Source organism: Bacillus sp. BS1807G30 (assembly GCF_040047675.1).
Classification (GTDB): domain Bacteria; phylum Bacillota; class Bacilli; order Bacillales; family Bacillaceae; genus Bacillus; species Bacillus altitudinis.
Map to the genome: position 1 here is coordinate 2,838,432 of NZ_CP157353.1, position 16,917 is coordinate 2,855,348.

The following is a 16,917-nucleotide window of genomic DNA, read 5'->3' on the forward strand; positions in this document are numbered from 1 at the left end:
AAAAAGACAGCTTCTGAAAAGGAGACCCTTTCAAAGCTGGCTATGCATTAAAGCTCTTTTGCTGGCTGATCAGGTTTGAATCCCAAACAAATGTGACGTTCGGATTGTTGAAGAATTGAACAAAGTCTCCTGCATTATAGGTGCCTGAACCACCAGCGGAATGGTCCACACTTTTTGGCGAAATGGCAAACACATCGCCGAAATGTGCAGAACCGTTTCCTATGACACGGTCAATATGAATGGGTCCAACAATTGCTGGCATCTTTCCACCACCTTTACTACCCTCATCATATGCCTAGCGGAACAATACGTGTCTATCCAACATAAAAAAGACAGCTGATATGTCCTATGATCAGCTGTCTTTCTATGCATTAAATGATTGAGGCTGGCCAAACAGTGTAAAGTCCCAAAGCATGGTGGCATTCGGATCGCTTGTCAGGGACATATAATCACCTGAATTAAAAGCTCCCGCTCCGCCGGTCGAGTGATCTACAGCCAAAGGGGCAATGGCGAGAACATCACCAAAAGTAGCCGAGCCGTTTCCGCCTAAAGACTCAATATGGATGGGTCCAACAATCGCAGGCATCTTCCTTCTCCTCCCTATTCGCTTATGTGAGTTATGTTATGCAAAAAGGGAAAAGTTGTGCATCTGCCCTAAACGTTTAAATGCTGTTCTTTTCGAGAGCGCTGACGCAGCTGAACCAATCTGACAATATTGAGTGTGATGGCTTTCAGCAGCGCATAGACAGGGACGGCAAAAATCATGCCAAGGATTCCGCCAAAACTTCCTGCCCCAATTAATAGCAAGATAATTGTTAACGGATGTGTGTTGAGACGTTTTCCAATGATCAATGGAGAAATGACGTTTCCATCGATCTGCTGAACAACAAGAATGACAATAACAGTCACAACCGCTTTTCCAGGCGAATCAAGAAAAGCAATGAGCACAGCTGGTGCCGCACCAAGATATGGCCCAAGATATGGAATGACGTTTGTCACCGCAATAATGATGCCGAGAATGAGCGCATATTTCACACCAATTAATAAGTATCCGATAAAACAAGCAACTCCGACAAATAAACAAACAACGATTTGCCCTTGTATGTAAGCAGCAAGCGTATCGTTTAATTCTTTAAAAATCTTCAATCCTTCCTTACGGTAAGGCATTGGCAAAAATTGAACGAGCTTGTCCGGAAACTTATGCCCGTCTTTTAGCATGTAAAATAAAATGAATGGAACGGTAATGACAGCGAGGGCAATATTCGCAATCACGCCAAACACCGCCGACATACTTGAAGCAATATTTTCCGGTAAATCTTTTAATGTCGAAACGATCGACTGTTCAAACTTCGAAACAGACACATAATCTTGGTTCATCATCCATGTAAATGTTTTAGAATGCGAGAAGTCGTTGATAAATTTCTGCATGTCCGTGACATACCCCGGGAAGCTTTTGACAAGTCCACCCACCTGCGTGACAATGACAGGTCCAGCAGCATTGACAACAAACGTGATAAGCCCGATGAATAGAAGATAAATAATCAGAATGGCGAGCGTCCTAGGTATCTTCTTCGACAAAAATCGAACAATCGGATTAAAGATGAAAAAGAGAATACCTGCCAGTAAAATAGGAACAAACAACGTTGAAGCAAATAAAATGATCGGCTGAAATAAAAACGAAACTTTTGTTGATACGTACACAATCAGTAAAACCAGTAATATTTGGAATGTCCAAAAATGAACTTTAGATTTTAACAAAGATGCTCCTCCTGTTACGTATTGACCTTATTAAAAAACTACTATTCAACCCACCTTCTGTCAACTGCTTCTTGTTTTAGAACCATATTTTTTGAAAAAAAAAGAACAATTGGTATATCATGCACTTTTTCCAGATATACATTCTGTAAGCATTGAAAAAAGCAGACATCTGTGCGTCTGCTTGTTACACTCTTTCACTGTGATCAGGCATCACCGACACGATTTGCTGGATCCGCACATAAAACACTGATTTTGCCCCCGCCTCAATCACAATATGATCCGGCATCACTTCCTTCAATTTTCCACGTACTGTATCTTTCACTGTTTGAACAATCAATCTCATACCGACTACTTTCTGCAATGTTTGATAAACATATGGATCAACTAATGAAACAAGCTGTGGACTTCCTTGTTGTGCCATGCTACCTGCCCCTTTACTTGTGTATTTACCCACAGCGTATGCAATGACCCATGTGAGTGTCACTCAGCAAACCTACAACATTATTACCGTATTTTTACATTTCATATTTTTTTACAATTTTTAGAAGTATAATAGATTGGTGCTGCCAACATCTTAAATTATTTGAAGAGGTGAATGATCTTGAAAAAATTAATCTGTATCGTTGCTGTCATGCTCTTACTATCCTCTGCAAGTTATGCGCACGCAGGCACAATTGGAGATGCACCTGGTACACCAGGGAAGTGGTTTAAAGGCGAAGAACCGGTACAAAAAGACCTGTCAAAACCCCCACTTGTTTTTGTTCATGGCATAAACAGTTCTTCCTCCACATGGTCTGATCGAAACGATATGGCAAAACAAGCTGTTCTGAACGGATACGAAAGCGCGTTCATAGATTTGTATCCAGATCAGGACATGAAAAAGAATGGGAAACTATTAGCAGAAAAGTTAAAAGAAATCTATGAATTTTTCGGCAGAAAACTGATAGTAATCGGTCATAGTAAAGGCGGAGTGGATACGCAGGCTGCACTCGTGTATTACAACGCTCATCCATATGTAGAGAAAGTCATCACACTTGGCTCTCCACATTATGGGACGCCGCTTGCGGATTTAGCCTATAGCAAAGGCGGGAGCTGGCTTGCGCAAATCCTTGGACAAAAGAGCGACGCGCTCTATTCTCTGCAAACCGGGATGATGGCAGCTTTTCGAAGTGAAACCGACCGGCTGGAGACGTTTCCTCATAAATATGTGACCTATTCTGGTTCAGATTGGGGAACCTTTGGCGGAGTGCTCTATTTAGGCGGCATGTATTTAAAAAGCTTTGGTGCAAACGATGGCGCTGTGACGGTCAGCAGCACAAAGCTAGCATATGCAAACAATATTTTAACAGGAAAGTGGGATCACTTTTCGATCAAAAACGGCACAAGCATGTTCCCCGTATTTCAGGCACAGCTGCGTGCAAGTACCGCAAGCGCTGAAAGCGAAGACGAACAAGAGCAAGAACCAGTCGCTTCGGAGCTAAATACAAACGTTTATGTGAAAGGTGGAGAAAGTGAAAAGGATAAAACAGAAGCGTTCTATGTAGAGGAAGGAACGAATGGCCTATCGATTCAATGGTTAAATGAAAGAGAGGAAGCCAATCCGGAAATCGTTGCGCCAAATGGAGATGTTTTAACCAATTTGACGACATCCGAATCATCATTCCCATATGAAGGCGCCTATTCACACCATGTACAAATCAATAAACCCGTTCCAGGAAAATGGACGATTCGATCAAATTCAGGAAAAAAGGATCCTTATTTGCTACTTGTATCCTTTGATTCACCATTGAATGAAGAAATCAAAATCGCTGCAGCGAAATCAGGAGATGCATCGACACATTCGAGCAAGCTGATTAAACGATTAAGCAAAACTGTAGAGACCACTTATTTTAAAGATGCCGAGAAGGATCATCCACTGAAAACGAGCTCTTCATCAGCCGTTCAATTGAAAAAAGAAGGTGCTTATTCCGTCACGGTTCATTACACAGGTCTCACTGCGTCAGGGACGTCGGCATTTAACCGTACTGTGATCCGCACATTGTATGTGGATCAGCACGGAACAATTCATGGAGATATTCCATATTAAACAGAGCGTTTCATGGGCTGAAGCGCCTGCTGCACCTTCTCATCCAAATCAGCAATTTTTTGGAGCGCAAGTGATTCATCTATTTGTCTGTAATGATGGTGTCCACCAGGCTCTTCGTCCATTTCATCTGCTTTCTTCACAATTTGCTGGAGTGTGTCCTTATGCAGGTCGCCCTCTGGCAAATATGAATCTGTGTGAAGCAAAATCGCAAGGGCAATCTCTTTGGCTGCTTTTGGTTCCTCGCCGAGCCGTATGAGCAGTTTATGTGCCCGCTCTGCCCCTTTAATGGCATGAATATCATTTCGTCTATATGTCTCGTAATCCCATTCTCCGCCTGCTGTATACCATTCATAGTGGCCGATGTCATGCAAGAGTGCTGCTTTCACAGCAAGATCCGGGTTAATCCCCGCCTGCATCGCCAGTTTGAATGCGTGATAAGCACAAGCAATAGCGTGGGCTTTTCCTGAACGATTTAAATATTTTTGAGCGACTGGATGGGTGTAAACATCCATTAATGTAACCTTTCTCATGGAAACCCCTCCTTATCTATATTTTTAGCATCCTAACATATTCTGAAAAGAAACTCAAATGTTCTGTCATATTTCCGATGAGTCTCAAAATCAGCTTATGCTCGATAAGCTGTCTTTGCTTGTACAATACGAAAAAAGCAGCCGTTATGACTGCTTTTTTTCATACTCACGTGCATCATATACACAACCGCCAGCTGGGTCATCTGCTAGAAGGTCGAGTAAAATACCGGCCACTTCATCTGGGCTCTTTAGCGTGCCTGTTTCATGTAATTGCTGAAACCGCTCAATTTGTTCAAAGTCCTGTTTGGAGGATTTCCGAATCTCTCCCTGCATATCCGTATCAATCGTACCGGGTGAAAAGGAAAACGTGGTGACAGGATATGCTTCGTCCTGCTGTTCCTCATGTAAAGTCCTCATAAACATATCAAGCCCTGCTTTTGAACTGCAATAGGCACTCCATCCTTTGTACGGGTTTTTAGCTGCCCCAGAAGAAAGATGCACGATGGTTTTCTTCCCTTCAAGAGATTGTGTCTCCCTCACAAACACATGACTGAGCAAAACAGGGATGACAAGGTTCAGCGTATAATGCTGATGAAGCGTATCTTCTCCGCCTTGCCCTGCACGTTTGATAGGAGTCACCATTCCTGCATTATTGACAAGCAAGACGTCATCAACGTCTGCGAGAGTTTGCGAGGACAAGATGCCCTGAAGCCATTTTGCAGCCGATTCCTCATCTGTGAGATCGACCTGTGAATGCGTGAGGTGTGGATGGGATATTGGCGACTCACTTCTTGCAGCGGTGTACACGTTATCCCCGCGTGAAAGTAGCTGTTTGACAAGTGCTAAACCAAATCCTTTTGATCCGCCTGTGACGATTGAAATTCGAATGACAATCTCCTCCCTTAATAATACTATTTTAAATAGTGAATCGGTATCACATCAAGCAATCTGCATAAAGAAAAGCCTGTCCCTTTTTAAAGAGGCAGGCTATTTCTTTTCCGTCTTCACATTCACTTTTGGAATCAGAATGATCATGACAATGATGCCACAGGCGATCAAGATGCCAAAAATGATTGGCAGAAGCGCCGATCTTTGCTTTTCATGATCATCGCCAGAAGGCGTTGATACAGCCGAATCGCTGAAAGAGATATTCATCTCTTTCATCATACGAGCTGGCGTTTTAGGCGGATTTTCTTTCAGATCACTAAAAATTTGTGGCGAAAGTTGACCACCAGAGGTCTTAGGCGGGTCAGCAAAGTGAATGTCCGTTTTGACTTTAGATGTTGTTTTGCTTTGTTCGTATTTCGTTTGATCCCTCAATATACTCGAATTAATATTGAGGTTCTTTTCTTGATATTCATTCGGCTTGACATTCGTATCCGTATCTTCACCTGTAGCAGCAAAAGCAGCAGGACTGAGGAGAAAAAGGGATATGACACCAAGTGCCATCCCTTTGACGAATAGATTAAGCCTCATGAGTGACATCACGTTCCTCTGTTTTGTCTTTCCATAGCTTCTTCACTAGTGGAATGACCATGAACAATATCGTTAAAATCAGTAGCCCTGTGATGCCCATACCGAAGTTGTCTCCATTTCCATATTGGATAGACAGATACACGTCTGTCACTGGATTTGTAAAATGGAAGTTTGGCATGACCAAATCAATTAACGGTGCAACAAAGAAGAATATAAGCGCCGTTGCTGCCATCCATCCGGCAATTGAACCGAAAAGGAAAGCTGTGCGAATAAAGGCAGAGCATGCCACTAGCAGCAAAATCGTAAAGATGGACCATTGAATGGCTTGGTCATCAGCTAGTTTGTAAATGTTGAGTCCAAACAGGCTGATCATGAGCCCGACTAGCAGATTTAAAATACCAAACAGTGCACCTTTGACCAGCATTGGCGCTGACGCATAGTACGAGCTAAAAAAGCCAATCAACAAACTGCTGATCATGACAATAACCAAAATGACTACTGGCGGTACAGTCTGCATTTTTTCTTCTGGCACATCGCCACTAATTTTCAGCGGATTGGCTAAATGGTTATACACATAGTTGCTGTTGCCTTGATCGTCTAAAGTGTTGCCTAAAATACCCTTTAAATCTTGTTGAACAAGCTTCGTAGAATTGACATTCTTACTCCAGTTTTCGTTCAGCGTATCCGCTTTTTCTTGAACGGTTGTGACACTTTCTTCGATATTATTCGTATAATCTGCCACCCCTTTTTGACGGTCAGTTAACGAACTCATATTTTCAGAAAGACGAAGCACTTCCTGACCAATTGAATCCTGTGCACTCACAACAATCGAACTGCCCGCAAGGTCTGCCGTATACACCGCATCTCCTTGATCAGCCATTTGTTCAGCTACTGTGTCCGCACTTTCAGAAATGGCATTTAACTCCTGTTCCATGCTTGCCTGCTGAGTCGAAATGTATTCTGCGTAGCCATCTGAGAATTTTTGCATCTCATCAATAAAGGTAGACACATCATCATTTGACGTCAGCATTTGATTTTTGAGTGTATCCCAGTTTTCCGTTTCTTCTTTTTTGATGGAAAGGATGGACTGGATTTCATCTCCTTTTGTGTCTAGTAGAGATGAGTTGTTTGTTGGTTGATATAGATTCCCAAGCATCATCTCTAGCTGAGAAAGTTGATTGGAGTATTCCATTAACTTTTTGGTGCTTGTTGAATTTGTTTTAAACTCTTGATCAAATATTTTCGTATTCACAGTGTTGCCAATCGGCGAGTTTACTCGTTTCAGCTCTTGCACTTTGTTTAAAATAGAGGATTCCTGATTTTTGATTTCATTCGGAATGACGTTATATCGATCTTGTAACCTTAGAATCATCTTTTCAAGCTTCTCTACTTTTTTCGTGAGGCTTTCAAGCTCCTTACTCATTTGACTTACTTTGTCTTTCAATTGGTCGTTATGAGCGGCCGCTTTTTCTTGAATCTTCTTTTTCACTTCTTCTAAACGATTAGACAGTGCTTTTAGGTCGTCTTTTGATTGATTCGTGCCGCTGTTATCTGGCTGAACAGCATCCTGACCATTTTCACTCTCTTTATCATCTTCATTAGTAGGAGGTGCAGTCTGATCTTCTAATTGATCAGCTAGATCGTTCATTTCCGATGAAATTTGCGAGAGTTCATTTGTTTCATCATCTAAGTTAATGCCAATCTCTTCTGGGTTCTCGTTATCTTGATCTGATTGCCCGTCATCATCAGGATCAACTGGCTGCTCGGGCGCGTTCATTAGCTCTTGCCTTTTTGCTTCTAGCTTATTCTGCAAGGCGATGATCTTACTTTTATAGGCCTCTAAGTATTGACCTTCATAATTCTTCAACAGTTCTTCTTGAGACGCCTTCACAAGGTCCGTTAATCCCGACGATTGCTTAGGGATTGCGTCTTCTCTTGCCTTTTGAACAGATTGAATTGCGCTGTCCGTTGTTTTAAGCTGACTTTGGACCCCATTGATGTCGGTTTTGAGTCCGCCCATTTGATCGCTAAAGCTGCGGGCATTTTGGTTTTGAATCTCCGCAAGCTGTTTGAGTCCTTGCTGGATTTGTTTTTTGCTTGTCGATTGCGCTTTGATCAAGAGATCCTTTTGTTTATCTTGATACTGCTGATATTGATCGACTACTTTGACGAAATCCTTCAACTGGCTTTTCGCTTCTTCTGTTGTACTTAAACCGTCTTTATACTGCTTTTGTGAATCGGCCATCGCATTTTTTAGTTCTTCTATTTGTTTCTTCTGCTGCTGGACGGCATCAGATAGTTTGTTTGAATTTGGCTTATAGAAGTTGTACATCGTGTTTTGGAATTCGACCTCTTTGCCAACAATATGCTCAAACTCTTCTCTGACATTGCCGATTTCCTGTGATACAAAACTCCAGTATAAGGTCGACATTTGTTCATTCATTTTCTTTTGAGCGTTTTCTAGCTCTCTTTGTACTTTTTCTTTATTCACTGCATTGAGCTGATCTTGGATCGAGAATTGGATAGATGCCTTCTCAGGATGATCCTTATCATAGCTCAGCACATTTTTAGAGAAGTCAGATGGAATATAGAGAACTGCATCGTACTTTCTATTTTTCAGTCCATTTTCTGCCGCACTTCGATTGACGACTGTCCATGTGTAATCTGGACGCTCTGATAATGCCGCCACCACATCCTGTCCGAAACGAGCGGTATTTTCACTTTCGCTCGCCCCCATATCCTCATTGACCACGGCAATGTTACGTGTGGCATTCTTTTTCTGTTTTGCCGGATCATCCCCAATGAGATGGAAAAATAGAACCGGCAAGACGAGAATCAGTATCATGGTCGACACGATTTTGATGGAGCTTTTTTGCTGCTCTGTCATTGAACACTCTTCCTTTCTACCGCACATAAAGGAACCTGGATTTTCTTCTCTTTCCCGTTTTCAACCAAATATCCGAATCCTGGCTGAATCTCTGGTTCTTGTCTTGCATACGGAAGCGGTATGATGTTTTGCTCTGATTTTTTCATCAGTAACATGGCATGACGAACCTGTTTGATTTCGTTTGTGAGTGCATCATAGCCTTTACTGAATTCGGTATGATTCCCTGATGCGATCAAGCTGAAGCCTAAGTGTGCATATGACTTCATGAAATCAGCCAATTGATCTTGAAGACGCGGGTCGATTGTCTGCTGAAAACGCGTAATGCCATCAATCACAAGCACAATTTGAGAGAACGACAACTGATCAGTCTCTCCCCGGCGCACAGCTTCGACGTACATCTCTTCACGCACCTTGAATAAACGATCTATTTCCTCTGCCCATTCTGTGATATCATCCTTTGTTTCAAGGTAATCAATGTTCTCTTCTTTTGCATAATGAGAGAGCCCCCGATCAATGGAATCAAAGACGGCCAGCTTCTCAGGTTTTGCTACTAATAGCTGATCAAGCATCAGTTTGGTCACATTTGTTTTCCCTCGCTGCGTTTGACCGATGATGAGGCAGTGTTTATTCTTCTTCAAGTCAAAGTAAACAGGTGCAACAGATTCCTCATCTAGTCCGACTGGAATGTCATACGGCTGTTTTTGTTCTTCTAAGCGACTCTCTAGCTCCCAAATGGTCAGCTTATCAGGAAGCATTGGTACAGGTTTTGGTTTTTCAGCTGATTCAAAGCGAGCATCTAGAAGCTGGATCTCTTGTTTTAAATGCTCAAACAATTCGAGATCATTCTCTCCTTCGACTGGCAGGAACATTTGGGCAAAATAAAGCTCTTCTTTGTTGATAATGACTCTGCCTGGAACTGGCTCTAAGCTGAATTTCGGTCTGCCAATAATGGAGTATGCCTCTCCTTGATCCATTAAGTAATGGACAATCTTTGTTTTCAAGTTGTTCATAAGAGATTGACGGACTGCGTTGACACGAGTCGCTGTGATTAAGAAATAAATGCCCAATGATTGTCCATCACGGCTTAACTGAATAAATTCAGATTCGAGTTCATGCATTTCGTCTTTCACAATGTCAAAGTTGTCAATCACGATAAATATGAATGGAAGCTTTTTCTCATTCAACGCATTGTACATTTTGATATGACTCATTTCCTGCTGTCTAAATAAACGCTTGCGATATTCAACCTCTTCACGAAGGCGCTTCATCGACTTTTGAATCTTCCTCATTTGATCCATTAAGAAATAATCAGCCGTATGCGGAAGTTTGGCAAGCGGTAGCAAGGTGCCGTTACCGAAGTCATAAATATATGCATGCCATTCTTCAGGTGAATATCTTTCTGCGAAGCTCATAAGCAGTGTTGTTGCAGCAAGTGATTTGCCGTAGCCGGATGAACCGAAGATTCCAATATTGCCATCCTCCATCATTTGATAAGAAAGTGGATGCTGGCTTTGCTGATCTGGCTCATCGACAAGAGCGAAATGGAAGACGTGCTCTTCACTTGATGCATAACGTGTTTTTGGAATCCGTTCTTCAAGCGGTGGAAGCCATGGACTCGGAAGCTTTTCAATTCCAAGCTCCTGCTGCATACGTTCAATTTCATCCACAACAGCGGAAATTTCCGTCACTGTCTCTTTTTTCACTGCTGGCTCTGTACTTACCCCTGATAATGGGATCAGTCCAGTGTCCGTTACAATGGCAATGTCATCTTCTGATCCGTAGCCATCTTCCATATACGGTGCACCGCTCCACGCCGACTGGAATAATTCATAGATTTCATTGTTCCCCACTTGTAAATATCCACGACCTGTCACGGTAATTGACGCTGCATCACTATTTTTCAAAATTTCCTTACTGTCTGATGCATCTTGTACCTTTAATGCGACTTTAAAGCGGGAGTTACTCCAAATTTGATCATCAATGACCCCGCCGGGCTTTTGTGTCGCTAAAATGAGATGGACACCGAGACTTCGTCCAATCCGCGCGGCACTGACAAGCTCTCTAATAAAATCTGGCTCTTCACTTTTTAATTCAGCAAACTCATCAGAGATTAAGAACAAATGAGGCATCGCCTGTTCCGCCTTTTTCTCTTTATAGAGTTTCGTATAGTCATTGATATGATTCACATGATACTGATCAAACAAGCGCTGTCTTTTCTTCAGTTCACTTTTAATAGAGGCAAGCGCTCTTTCACTAAAGTTTTTGCTACCTTCAATGTTTGTGATCGTACCAAGTAAGTGCGGAATATTTCGGAACGGCTGCGCCATTCCGCCTCCTTTGTAATCAATAAGCAGGAACGCCACTTCATGCGGGTGAAAGTGAACAGCCAAGGATAAAATATACGTCTGTAAAAACTCACTTTTTCCTGATCCCGTTGTTCCTGCTAACAGACCATGCGGTCCATGTGCTTTTTCATGCAGATTCAGATCGACAATATCGTTTTTTCCTTTATAACCGATAGGCACAGATAATGACTTTGCTGTTTCAGATGTCAGCCATTTTTCACGAATGCCAATGTCATCTACCTGTTTGGCATGAAACAGGTCAAGGAAGGAGACCGTTTCTGGAATCGAGTTGGTCATCCCGACTTGATGATCTAATGTTCTTAAGGTTCTGGCAAACAGCTCATTGTCCGCTCGCTCATGTGCATCCAGCTGAAATGGAATTCGTACGGCCTTCTTATGCTGAATGAGAATATCTCCTTCTTCTTCGTTAATGTAACGAACAAGCGTTGAAATATTTTCAGCCAAGCTTTCCTTTGTTTCTGCTGCAAAGATAATTGAGATGCCTAAATCCGTCCGGCTGCCTTCTAGGTATTCTAAAATCACATGTTCCGCAATGAGTTCATGGTTTGTCACGATAAACACAAAGTGAGGCGTAAAGATTTTCTTCTCTTTTTCCTCTTCCAGATCACGCTCTCGTAAAATTTCATAAATAGAAGACAAGAGCTGATCACGTGTTTGTTCGTTATATATAAACCCTTTCCCGTATGTATGAGGAAGTTGGAAGTGCGGCAGCCATTTCATCCATTCCCAGTTCTCATACTCCTGTTCATTAAAGATAAAAACAAATCTCAAATCATGATAGCTGTGCGAGAAAGCAAGCTGGCCGACAAGCTGGTGAAGCTCATTTTTGACAATTGCTGGTTTTCCTATTAATCCGGTTGGACCGTCCGCAAGACCGAACGTAATCGGTACATCTTTTACCTCGCGATAGACGTTTTGCATATGCTGGGTTTGTTCCATTAAGTCATCGATGTCACGATTGGCCATATCGCCGCCGCTCGTCGATAATTCATAACTTGAAGGAACTGCACCTGTCCCTAGACGCAGCTGTAAAAAATCATCACTGACAAGTGTCTTTTCCCAAATACGCCCGCTGATTTCTGATGTCAAATATTTCATTTGTTCAAATGATGGATAATGATACGTTAAAATAAATTGTTGACGGTCATACAGCTCTTGCAGCTCTTTCCGCTTATTTTCTAAGTAAAGAGAGTAAACGCGTTGCCGCTTCTCTTCTCGTCTTTTGCGCTGGGATTTCTCTTTAAAATATTGAACGGACGATGTAATTAACGTCATAATAAACATCGCCATCGACACGACAATAAAGATGCCTCGCGGCTGTACAAGGGCCACGATCCCCATGACAATCAGCATGACAAGCGGCGGGAGAACTACAAGCCAAAGTCCTCTGCCGTTATTTTCACTCTCCTGTGAAGGAAAGCTGAAAGACACCCGGTCATCTGGCAGATCGTAAATCAAACGCGGTGTTCGTCTGTATAAAGGATATTTTTGTTTCGTTTCGGTACTCGGCGGCCTTGTTTTTTCTAAACGTGTTTGAAATGGTTCAAATGCTGTTACTTGCAATAAATCATCATCTTTCAATGACAGCGTCAAAAAGTTCCAAAACAGCTCATCTCCAGCAAGAAGCTGCTGTGGACCGTGCAGCTGTTTCCCGTTCACATAGATCGTTTCATCTTGGGGAATCACATACCAAGTGCCTTCTATTTTTTCCAACGTGAAGGATTTGGCATCTTGAAACATTGAATGGGCTTCTTCTTTCCACACATCCGCTTCATCTATTTCTTCACTTGAAATAGTCACTTCGACTCTATTTCCTAGGTAATAAATGGTTTGATCATGATGTGAATCCATCAACATGAGTGTGAGTGAACCAACCTGATATGGTTCATGTGGAAGTAAGTGACCTTTCTTTTTTTCGCCCTGATAAAGAGAAAAGCCGTCATTCGTTTCATCTGGAGATAAACGAATCAATCCTTCATCAAACGAAAGGGAAGGAATCGTTACTGTATGCTCTATTTCAGGTCCAATCACAGCTTCCCGGTTGAACTGCTCATCTAAACGGACGGTTTGATAATCTTCCTCATAAAAAACCCATAGAAGACTCAAACGCTCCACCTCCTCATCGGACAGCACCAACTGTCAGTTGTATCGAAAGAATTATTTTTTCTCATCTTTTTTCGTCTGAGAGGTTTTCTTTTTTGCATCAGATTCTTTCTCTTTTTTCTCCTGATCGGCTTTTGACTGCTCTTTTTGTTCAGCTGTTTCATCTGTTTGGCTTGCATCTGAGGAGTCATTGGTGCTCGTCTCCGTTGTTTCTTTTTCTTCATACTTCGCCATTTCCTTAATGATTGGATCTAGCTGTTTTTGTTTTTCTTCAGCAGATAGGCTGTCATCATTTTGAATTTCATTGCGGTAGGCGACGAGTGCTGTAAATATGTATCGGTCGTCCCCGAGCACCCTTGCAATATCCAGAGCTTCCTTGCTATTGCCTTGTCCAATATGAATCCAGAACAGGAAGTATTGCGGGTCTGTCTGCAATGTGTACGTATCCGTGATTTCTTTTTTGTGCTGGTCAAGCAATAGATTCCCTTGATTCGTTTGCACATACGAAATGGCCAGTTCATATTGAAGAGAGACTGGCATTTGATCGGCTTTGTATTTTTCGAGCGTATCCACCACTTGGCTGTACTGTTTGTTGAGATAATATTTGTTCGCTTCCACATACGCTTCTTGTTTCGGCATGGCGAAAAAGAACGTGTAAATGGTATACACCAATGCAGGAATCAAAAGAACAAGGAGACCAAGTCCAATGTATCGTTCGATCTTCCATTTCTTTTTTGGAATGGTTAAGAGCGTCTTTTCTTTTGCTTCGATGGCTTCTATTTTTTGTTGAATCAAAGCAGACAATTCTTCCAGTGACTGTGTATCACTTATTTCCTTTGCCTGCTCAGATAATTTCAAAGTATCATGATAAGCCAAATATTCTTGAAACTGATATTCATGGTCCACCACTCGAAGAATGACGGCTTTGACCTCTTTTAATAGACGATGTTGGTCGGTTTCATATGGCGGGATGCTTTCTTTGACCCCGTAATGCAAAAATGCAGGCGCTAAGCCTTGATGAAAAACAATGTTTTCAGGAGAAACAATAGGATGCAGCCGCTTCACGTCGTGTTTGCACACTGCATCGACAAGCTGGTATGAAAAAATCCATTTGCTTTTTTCATCCTTTGCATGGATGAAACGAAATTCCTGATAGGCAGGAGGCGGTTGAATCGAAATGATGACCTCACCTTCGGTTAATTGGATCTCTTTTTTAAATGAAGGATTGATGTCTTTAATCGGTGCCGCTTCTAAACCGTCTAAGAGTTTAATTGTCTCTCTTTGAAAAATGAAGGTGTAAGTGCCTTCCTCTTTTTTCATGACTGCTTCTAATTGTTCTTCTAAATAGGAACTCTTTTTATCTGCCATTTACAAAAGTCCTTTCATAGTATTTCCAGCCTGTCTCCTGTGGTGATTCCACAGTCTGACAGCTTATATTCGCCTGAAAACACAGCTTTCTTATTGACTACACGCACCCATCCGCCATCACGTTTAGGGAGTGAGATTTGTTTTGCCTGCCAGGCGATATGGATGACTTGTTTAATATGTAAATAATTTGATAGTCTCAAATCAAACACACTGCCATCATAGTTTTTTAAGTCGATGGTAATATCGATATACACAAATTTCCACCTCACAAAATAGAAAGAGCGCCGGCATCAACTGACAGACTCGGCGCTTTTTCTGCTTTTCACACTTAGAAAGGAAATCCCTTTGATTAGCCGCGGATTTGGCTAGCGATGTCTTGGTCAGTGCTTTCAAGTGTATTTGCAGTTTGATCAAGCTGATTGCTGACATCTGTTAATAGATCAGACATTTTGATGAATGAAGGTTTAAGCTGTTCGTATTGATCAGCGAATGCTTCACTAGAAGCACCTTCCCACATTCCTTTTAGGTCAGAGATCATTCTATTTAGACGATCAACTTGGTTTAACACTTCTTGACTTTCAACACCATATTGCTTAGCGGTCGCTCTTAGTTCTTCTGGGGTTACGCGAATAATTCCTGACATATTCCTCATTACCTCCCGTGCATAGCCGCCATATAATGGGCTAATCCACTTATTTTTTGACGTTATTATTATAAAAACAGAAATGATACACAGTCAAACAAATCTGTTTTTATTTTACAAAATGAGTCTATGGAATTACTGTTTTTTCGCTCTTTATCTAGTATTTAACATTTTTTTGGTCATATATTCTTAATAAAAGGGCGTGCACTTCGATGAATCTTTCCGCCTATTGATTTTTTACTACATTATTATTGTACTATTTCTTTTTGTGATCAACGCATGACCAATGTGCTCATTTCTCAAGCTTTTTGTTTTTTTAATGATTATGGCATTTTTTTATTGATTTACGTACCTGATTCTCTTCATAATGTAAGTACGTGAAATATTCGAAAAAGCAGGGGTTTTTTATGACAAAAAAGACAGATCCATTTAAGTATAGCCTTGATCGTTTAGAGGATGTGGCAGACCAAATTAGTGATGTGCTCAATTGCCCTATTACTATAGAAGATACTCATCATCGATTATTAGCCTATAGCACACATAATGATTTCACTGATCCCGCCAGAACTTCAACCATTATCTCCCGCCGTGTACCGGAAAAAGTCATTAATCGGCTTTGGAAAGACGGTATCATTCCTACACTCCTTAAAACAGATGAACCGCTTCGCGTACCTCAAATTGCAGAAGTCGGTCTATCCAGCAGGGTCGCCATTTCCATATGGAAAGACAAAGAGGTGCTCGGCTTTATCTGGGCAATTGAATCCACGCAGCCTTTTTCAGATGAAGAAATGGACCTTCTCAAGATGGCAGCACATGCCGTGAAAAACAAATTACTCAATTTACAAATTCGAAAAACGAAAACAGAAGAACGCAATCAGGAGCTATTTTGGAAGATGCTCACAGGACATATTCATGAAAAGGATGAGATGCTTGATCTCTTCTTGAGGCTTGGGATGAGATGTCCAGACACGTATGCCATTATTATCTTTCGCCTTCGTGATGAACTCACAGAAGATACGGAAAAGAAGCTCTCCTATCTGCTTGAAACAACGCAGCAAGTGCAGGTGCTTTTAACAACTGTTGATTTTAACGAATTCATTATTCTTGTCTCGCCAAAAACAGAACATCCGCTTCAAGATATTAAACAATTCACAAGCGGCATGCTAAAGCAGTTGTCTGATCGGTATCAGATCCATCACGTTCAGGCGGCCATTGGTGGAATTTATGATCACATTACTCATATTCAGCCATCCTATAAAGAAGCACTGGCAGTCTTAAAAACAAAAGAACGCTTTCCTGTGGAAACAGAACAATTGAACAGCTTTTCTGAACTGGGTATTTATCAATACTTAGATGTGCTTGCTGAAAAACGAAAGGGATCGTCTTATTCCAGTTACTCTTTATCAAAGCTTGAGGATTACGACCTCAGGCATCATTCCAACCTCGTCGAGACCCTTGAACGATTTATTGATTGTGACAGCAACGCCAATATCGCCGCAAAGCAGTTAAATATTCATATCAACACACTGAATTACAGACTGAAGCGGATTACGGACATTGCAGAAATTGATTTAAAAAACATGAATGAGAAAATGACCATTTATCTTGATATGAAGCTAAAAAACGTCCCTTTGTGAAATTTCACAAAGAGGCGTTTTTTAATTTTTTCATTCAACCGAAGAATTTTCTAAACTTTCAGG

Annotated in this window: 14 protein-coding genes; 2 read left to right on the plus strand and 12 right to left on the minus strand. The window is 41.5% G+C overall.

Annotated elements, in window-relative coordinates; translation table 11 throughout:
- Window positions 1-40: 40 nt before the first annotated feature.
- The 4 genes from ABG082_RS14750 to ABG082_RS14765 form a co-directional block, all read right to left on the minus strand.
- Window positions 41-262, minus strand: coding sequence for a spore germination protein (locus ABG082_RS14750; RefSeq protein WP_008345878.1), 222 nt, complete (start codon window positions 260-262; stop codon window positions 41-43).
- Window positions 263-364: 102 nt separating this feature from the next.
- Window positions 365-586 carry a spore germination protein gene (locus tag ABG082_RS14755; protein ID WP_008345880.1) on the minus strand — a complete coding sequence of 74 codons (222 nt, stop codon included), beginning with the start codon at window positions 584-586 and terminating at the stop codon, window positions 365-367.
- A gap of 68 nt (window positions 587-654) precedes the next feature.
- Window positions 655-1,758: an AI-2E family transporter gene (locus tag ABG082_RS14760; RefSeq protein ID WP_008345881.1), complete on the minus strand. Its 1,104-nt coding sequence runs from the start codon at window positions 1,756-1,758 to the stop codon at window positions 655-657.
- 184 nt (window positions 1,759-1,942) lie between these two features.
- A complete protein-coding gene (locus tag ABG082_RS14765) occupies window positions 1,943-2,179 on the minus strand; it encodes a YuzF family protein (protein WP_003213721.1) in 237 nt (78 codons plus the stop codon).
- A gap of 180 nt (window positions 2,180-2,359) precedes the next feature.
- On the opposite strand from ABG082_RS14765, the gene ABG082_RS14770 reads away from it, so the two are divergent.
- A complete protein-coding gene (locus tag ABG082_RS14770) occupies window positions 2,360-3,844 on the plus strand; it encodes an alpha/beta hydrolase (protein ID WP_348936206.1) in 1,485 nt (494 codons plus the stop codon).
- On the opposite strand, the gene ABG082_RS14775 is transcribed toward ABG082_RS14770, so the two are convergent.
- The 8 genes from ABG082_RS14775 to ABG082_RS14810 form a co-directional block, all read right to left on the minus strand.
- On the minus strand, window positions 3,841-4,374 hold the full coding sequence (locus ABG082_RS14775; protein ID WP_017358935.1) for an HD domain-containing protein: 534 nt from the start codon (window positions 4,372-4,374) through the stop codon (window positions 3,841-3,843). The two genes, ABG082_RS14770 and ABG082_RS14775, sit on opposite strands and share 4 nt — an antisense overlap.
- Window positions 4,375-4,518: 144 nt before the next feature.
- On the minus strand, window positions 4,519-5,262 hold the full coding sequence (locus ABG082_RS14780; RefSeq protein WP_348936827.1) for a (S)-benzoin forming benzil reductase: 744 nt from the start codon (window positions 5,260-5,262) through the stop codon (window positions 4,519-4,521).
- A 99-nt stretch (window positions 5,263-5,361) separates the two neighbouring features.
- The gene (gene essA, locus ABG082_RS14785; protein ID WP_017367967.1) at window positions 5,362-5,859 is read right to left on the minus strand and encodes a type VII secretion protein EssA; all 498 of its coding nucleotides are present in this window, start codon (window positions 5,857-5,859) and stop codon (window positions 5,362-5,364) included.
- Window positions 5,840-8,737, minus strand: coding sequence for a type VII secretion protein EsaA (gene esaA / locus ABG082_RS14790; protein ID WP_348936207.1), 2,898 nt, complete (start codon window positions 8,735-8,737; stop codon window positions 5,840-5,842). The genes essA and esaA overlap by 20 nt, the downstream gene beginning before the upstream one ends.
- The gene (essC, locus tag ABG082_RS14795) at window positions 8,734-13,209 is read right to left on the minus strand and encodes a type VII secretion protein EssC (protein WP_206115699.1); all 4,476 of its coding nucleotides are present in this window, start codon (window positions 13,207-13,209) and stop codon (window positions 8,734-8,736) included. Before essC ends, esaA begins: the two co-directional genes overlap by 4 nt.
- A 51-nt stretch (window positions 13,210-13,260) precedes the next feature.
- Window positions 13,261-14,574, minus strand: a complete 1,314-nt coding sequence (gene essB, locus ABG082_RS14800) for a type VII secretion protein EssB (protein ID WP_045034547.1) — start codon at window positions 14,572-14,574, stop codon at window positions 13,261-13,263.
- A 14-nt stretch (window positions 14,575-14,588) separates the two neighbouring features.
- The gene (locus tag ABG082_RS14805; RefSeq protein WP_008345897.1) at window positions 14,589-14,828 is read right to left on the minus strand and encodes an EsaB/YukD family protein; all 240 of its coding nucleotides are present in this window, start codon (window positions 14,826-14,828) and stop codon (window positions 14,589-14,591) included.
- Between the two features lie 95 nt (window positions 14,829-14,923).
- The gene (locus tag ABG082_RS14810) at window positions 14,924-15,217 is read right to left on the minus strand and encodes a WXG100 family type VII secretion target (RefSeq protein ID WP_003213769.1); all 294 of its coding nucleotides are present in this window, start codon (window positions 15,215-15,217) and stop codon (window positions 14,924-14,926) included.
- A 407-nt stretch (window positions 15,218-15,624) separates the two neighbouring features.
- Here ABG082_RS14810 and ABG082_RS14815 point away from each other — a divergent pair, with 407 nt between their 5' ends.
- Complete coding sequence (locus ABG082_RS14815; RefSeq protein ID WP_046526545.1) at window positions 15,625-16,854, plus strand: PucR family transcriptional regulator; 1,230 nt, start codon at window positions 15,625-15,627, stop codon at window positions 16,852-16,854.
- The last annotated feature ends 63 nt before the right edge of the window (window positions 16,855-16,917 follow it).

Bases quoted from the DNA above. Each gene is read 5' to 3' on its own strand.
- ABG082_RS14750 (WP_008345878.1), bottom strand. From the start codon at position 262: ATGCCAGCAATTGTTGGACCCATTCATATTGACCGTGTCATAGGAAAC.
- ABG082_RS14755 (WP_008345880.1), bottom strand. From the start codon at position 586: ATGCCTGCGATTGTTGGACCCATCCATATTGAGTCTTTAGGCGGAAAC.
- ABG082_RS14765 (WP_003213721.1), bottom strand. From the start codon at position 2,179: ATGGCACAACAAGGAAGTCCACAGCTTGTTTCATTAGTTGATCCATAT.
- ABG082_RS14775 (WP_017358935.1), bottom strand. From the start codon at position 4,374: ATGAGAAAGGTTACATTAATGGATGTTTACACCCATCCAGTCGCTCAA.
- essA (WP_017367967.1), bottom strand. From the start codon at position 5,859: ATGTCACTCATGAGGCTTAATCTATTCGTCAAAGGGATGGCACTTGGT.
- esaA (WP_348936207.1), bottom strand. From the start codon at position 8,737: ATGACAGAGCAGCAAAAAAGCTCCATCAAAATCGTGTCGACCATGATA.
- essB (WP_045034547.1), bottom strand. From the start codon at position 14,574: ATGGCAGATAAAAAGAGTTCCTATTTAGAAGAACAATTAGAAGCAGTC.
- ABG082_RS14810 (WP_003213769.1), bottom strand. From the start codon at position 15,217: ATGTCAGGAATTATTCGCGTAACCCCAGAAGAACTAAGAGCGACCGCT.
- ABG082_RS14815 (WP_046526545.1), top strand. From the start codon at position 15,625: ATGACAAAAAAGACAGATCCATTTAAGTATAGCCTTGATCGTTTAGAG.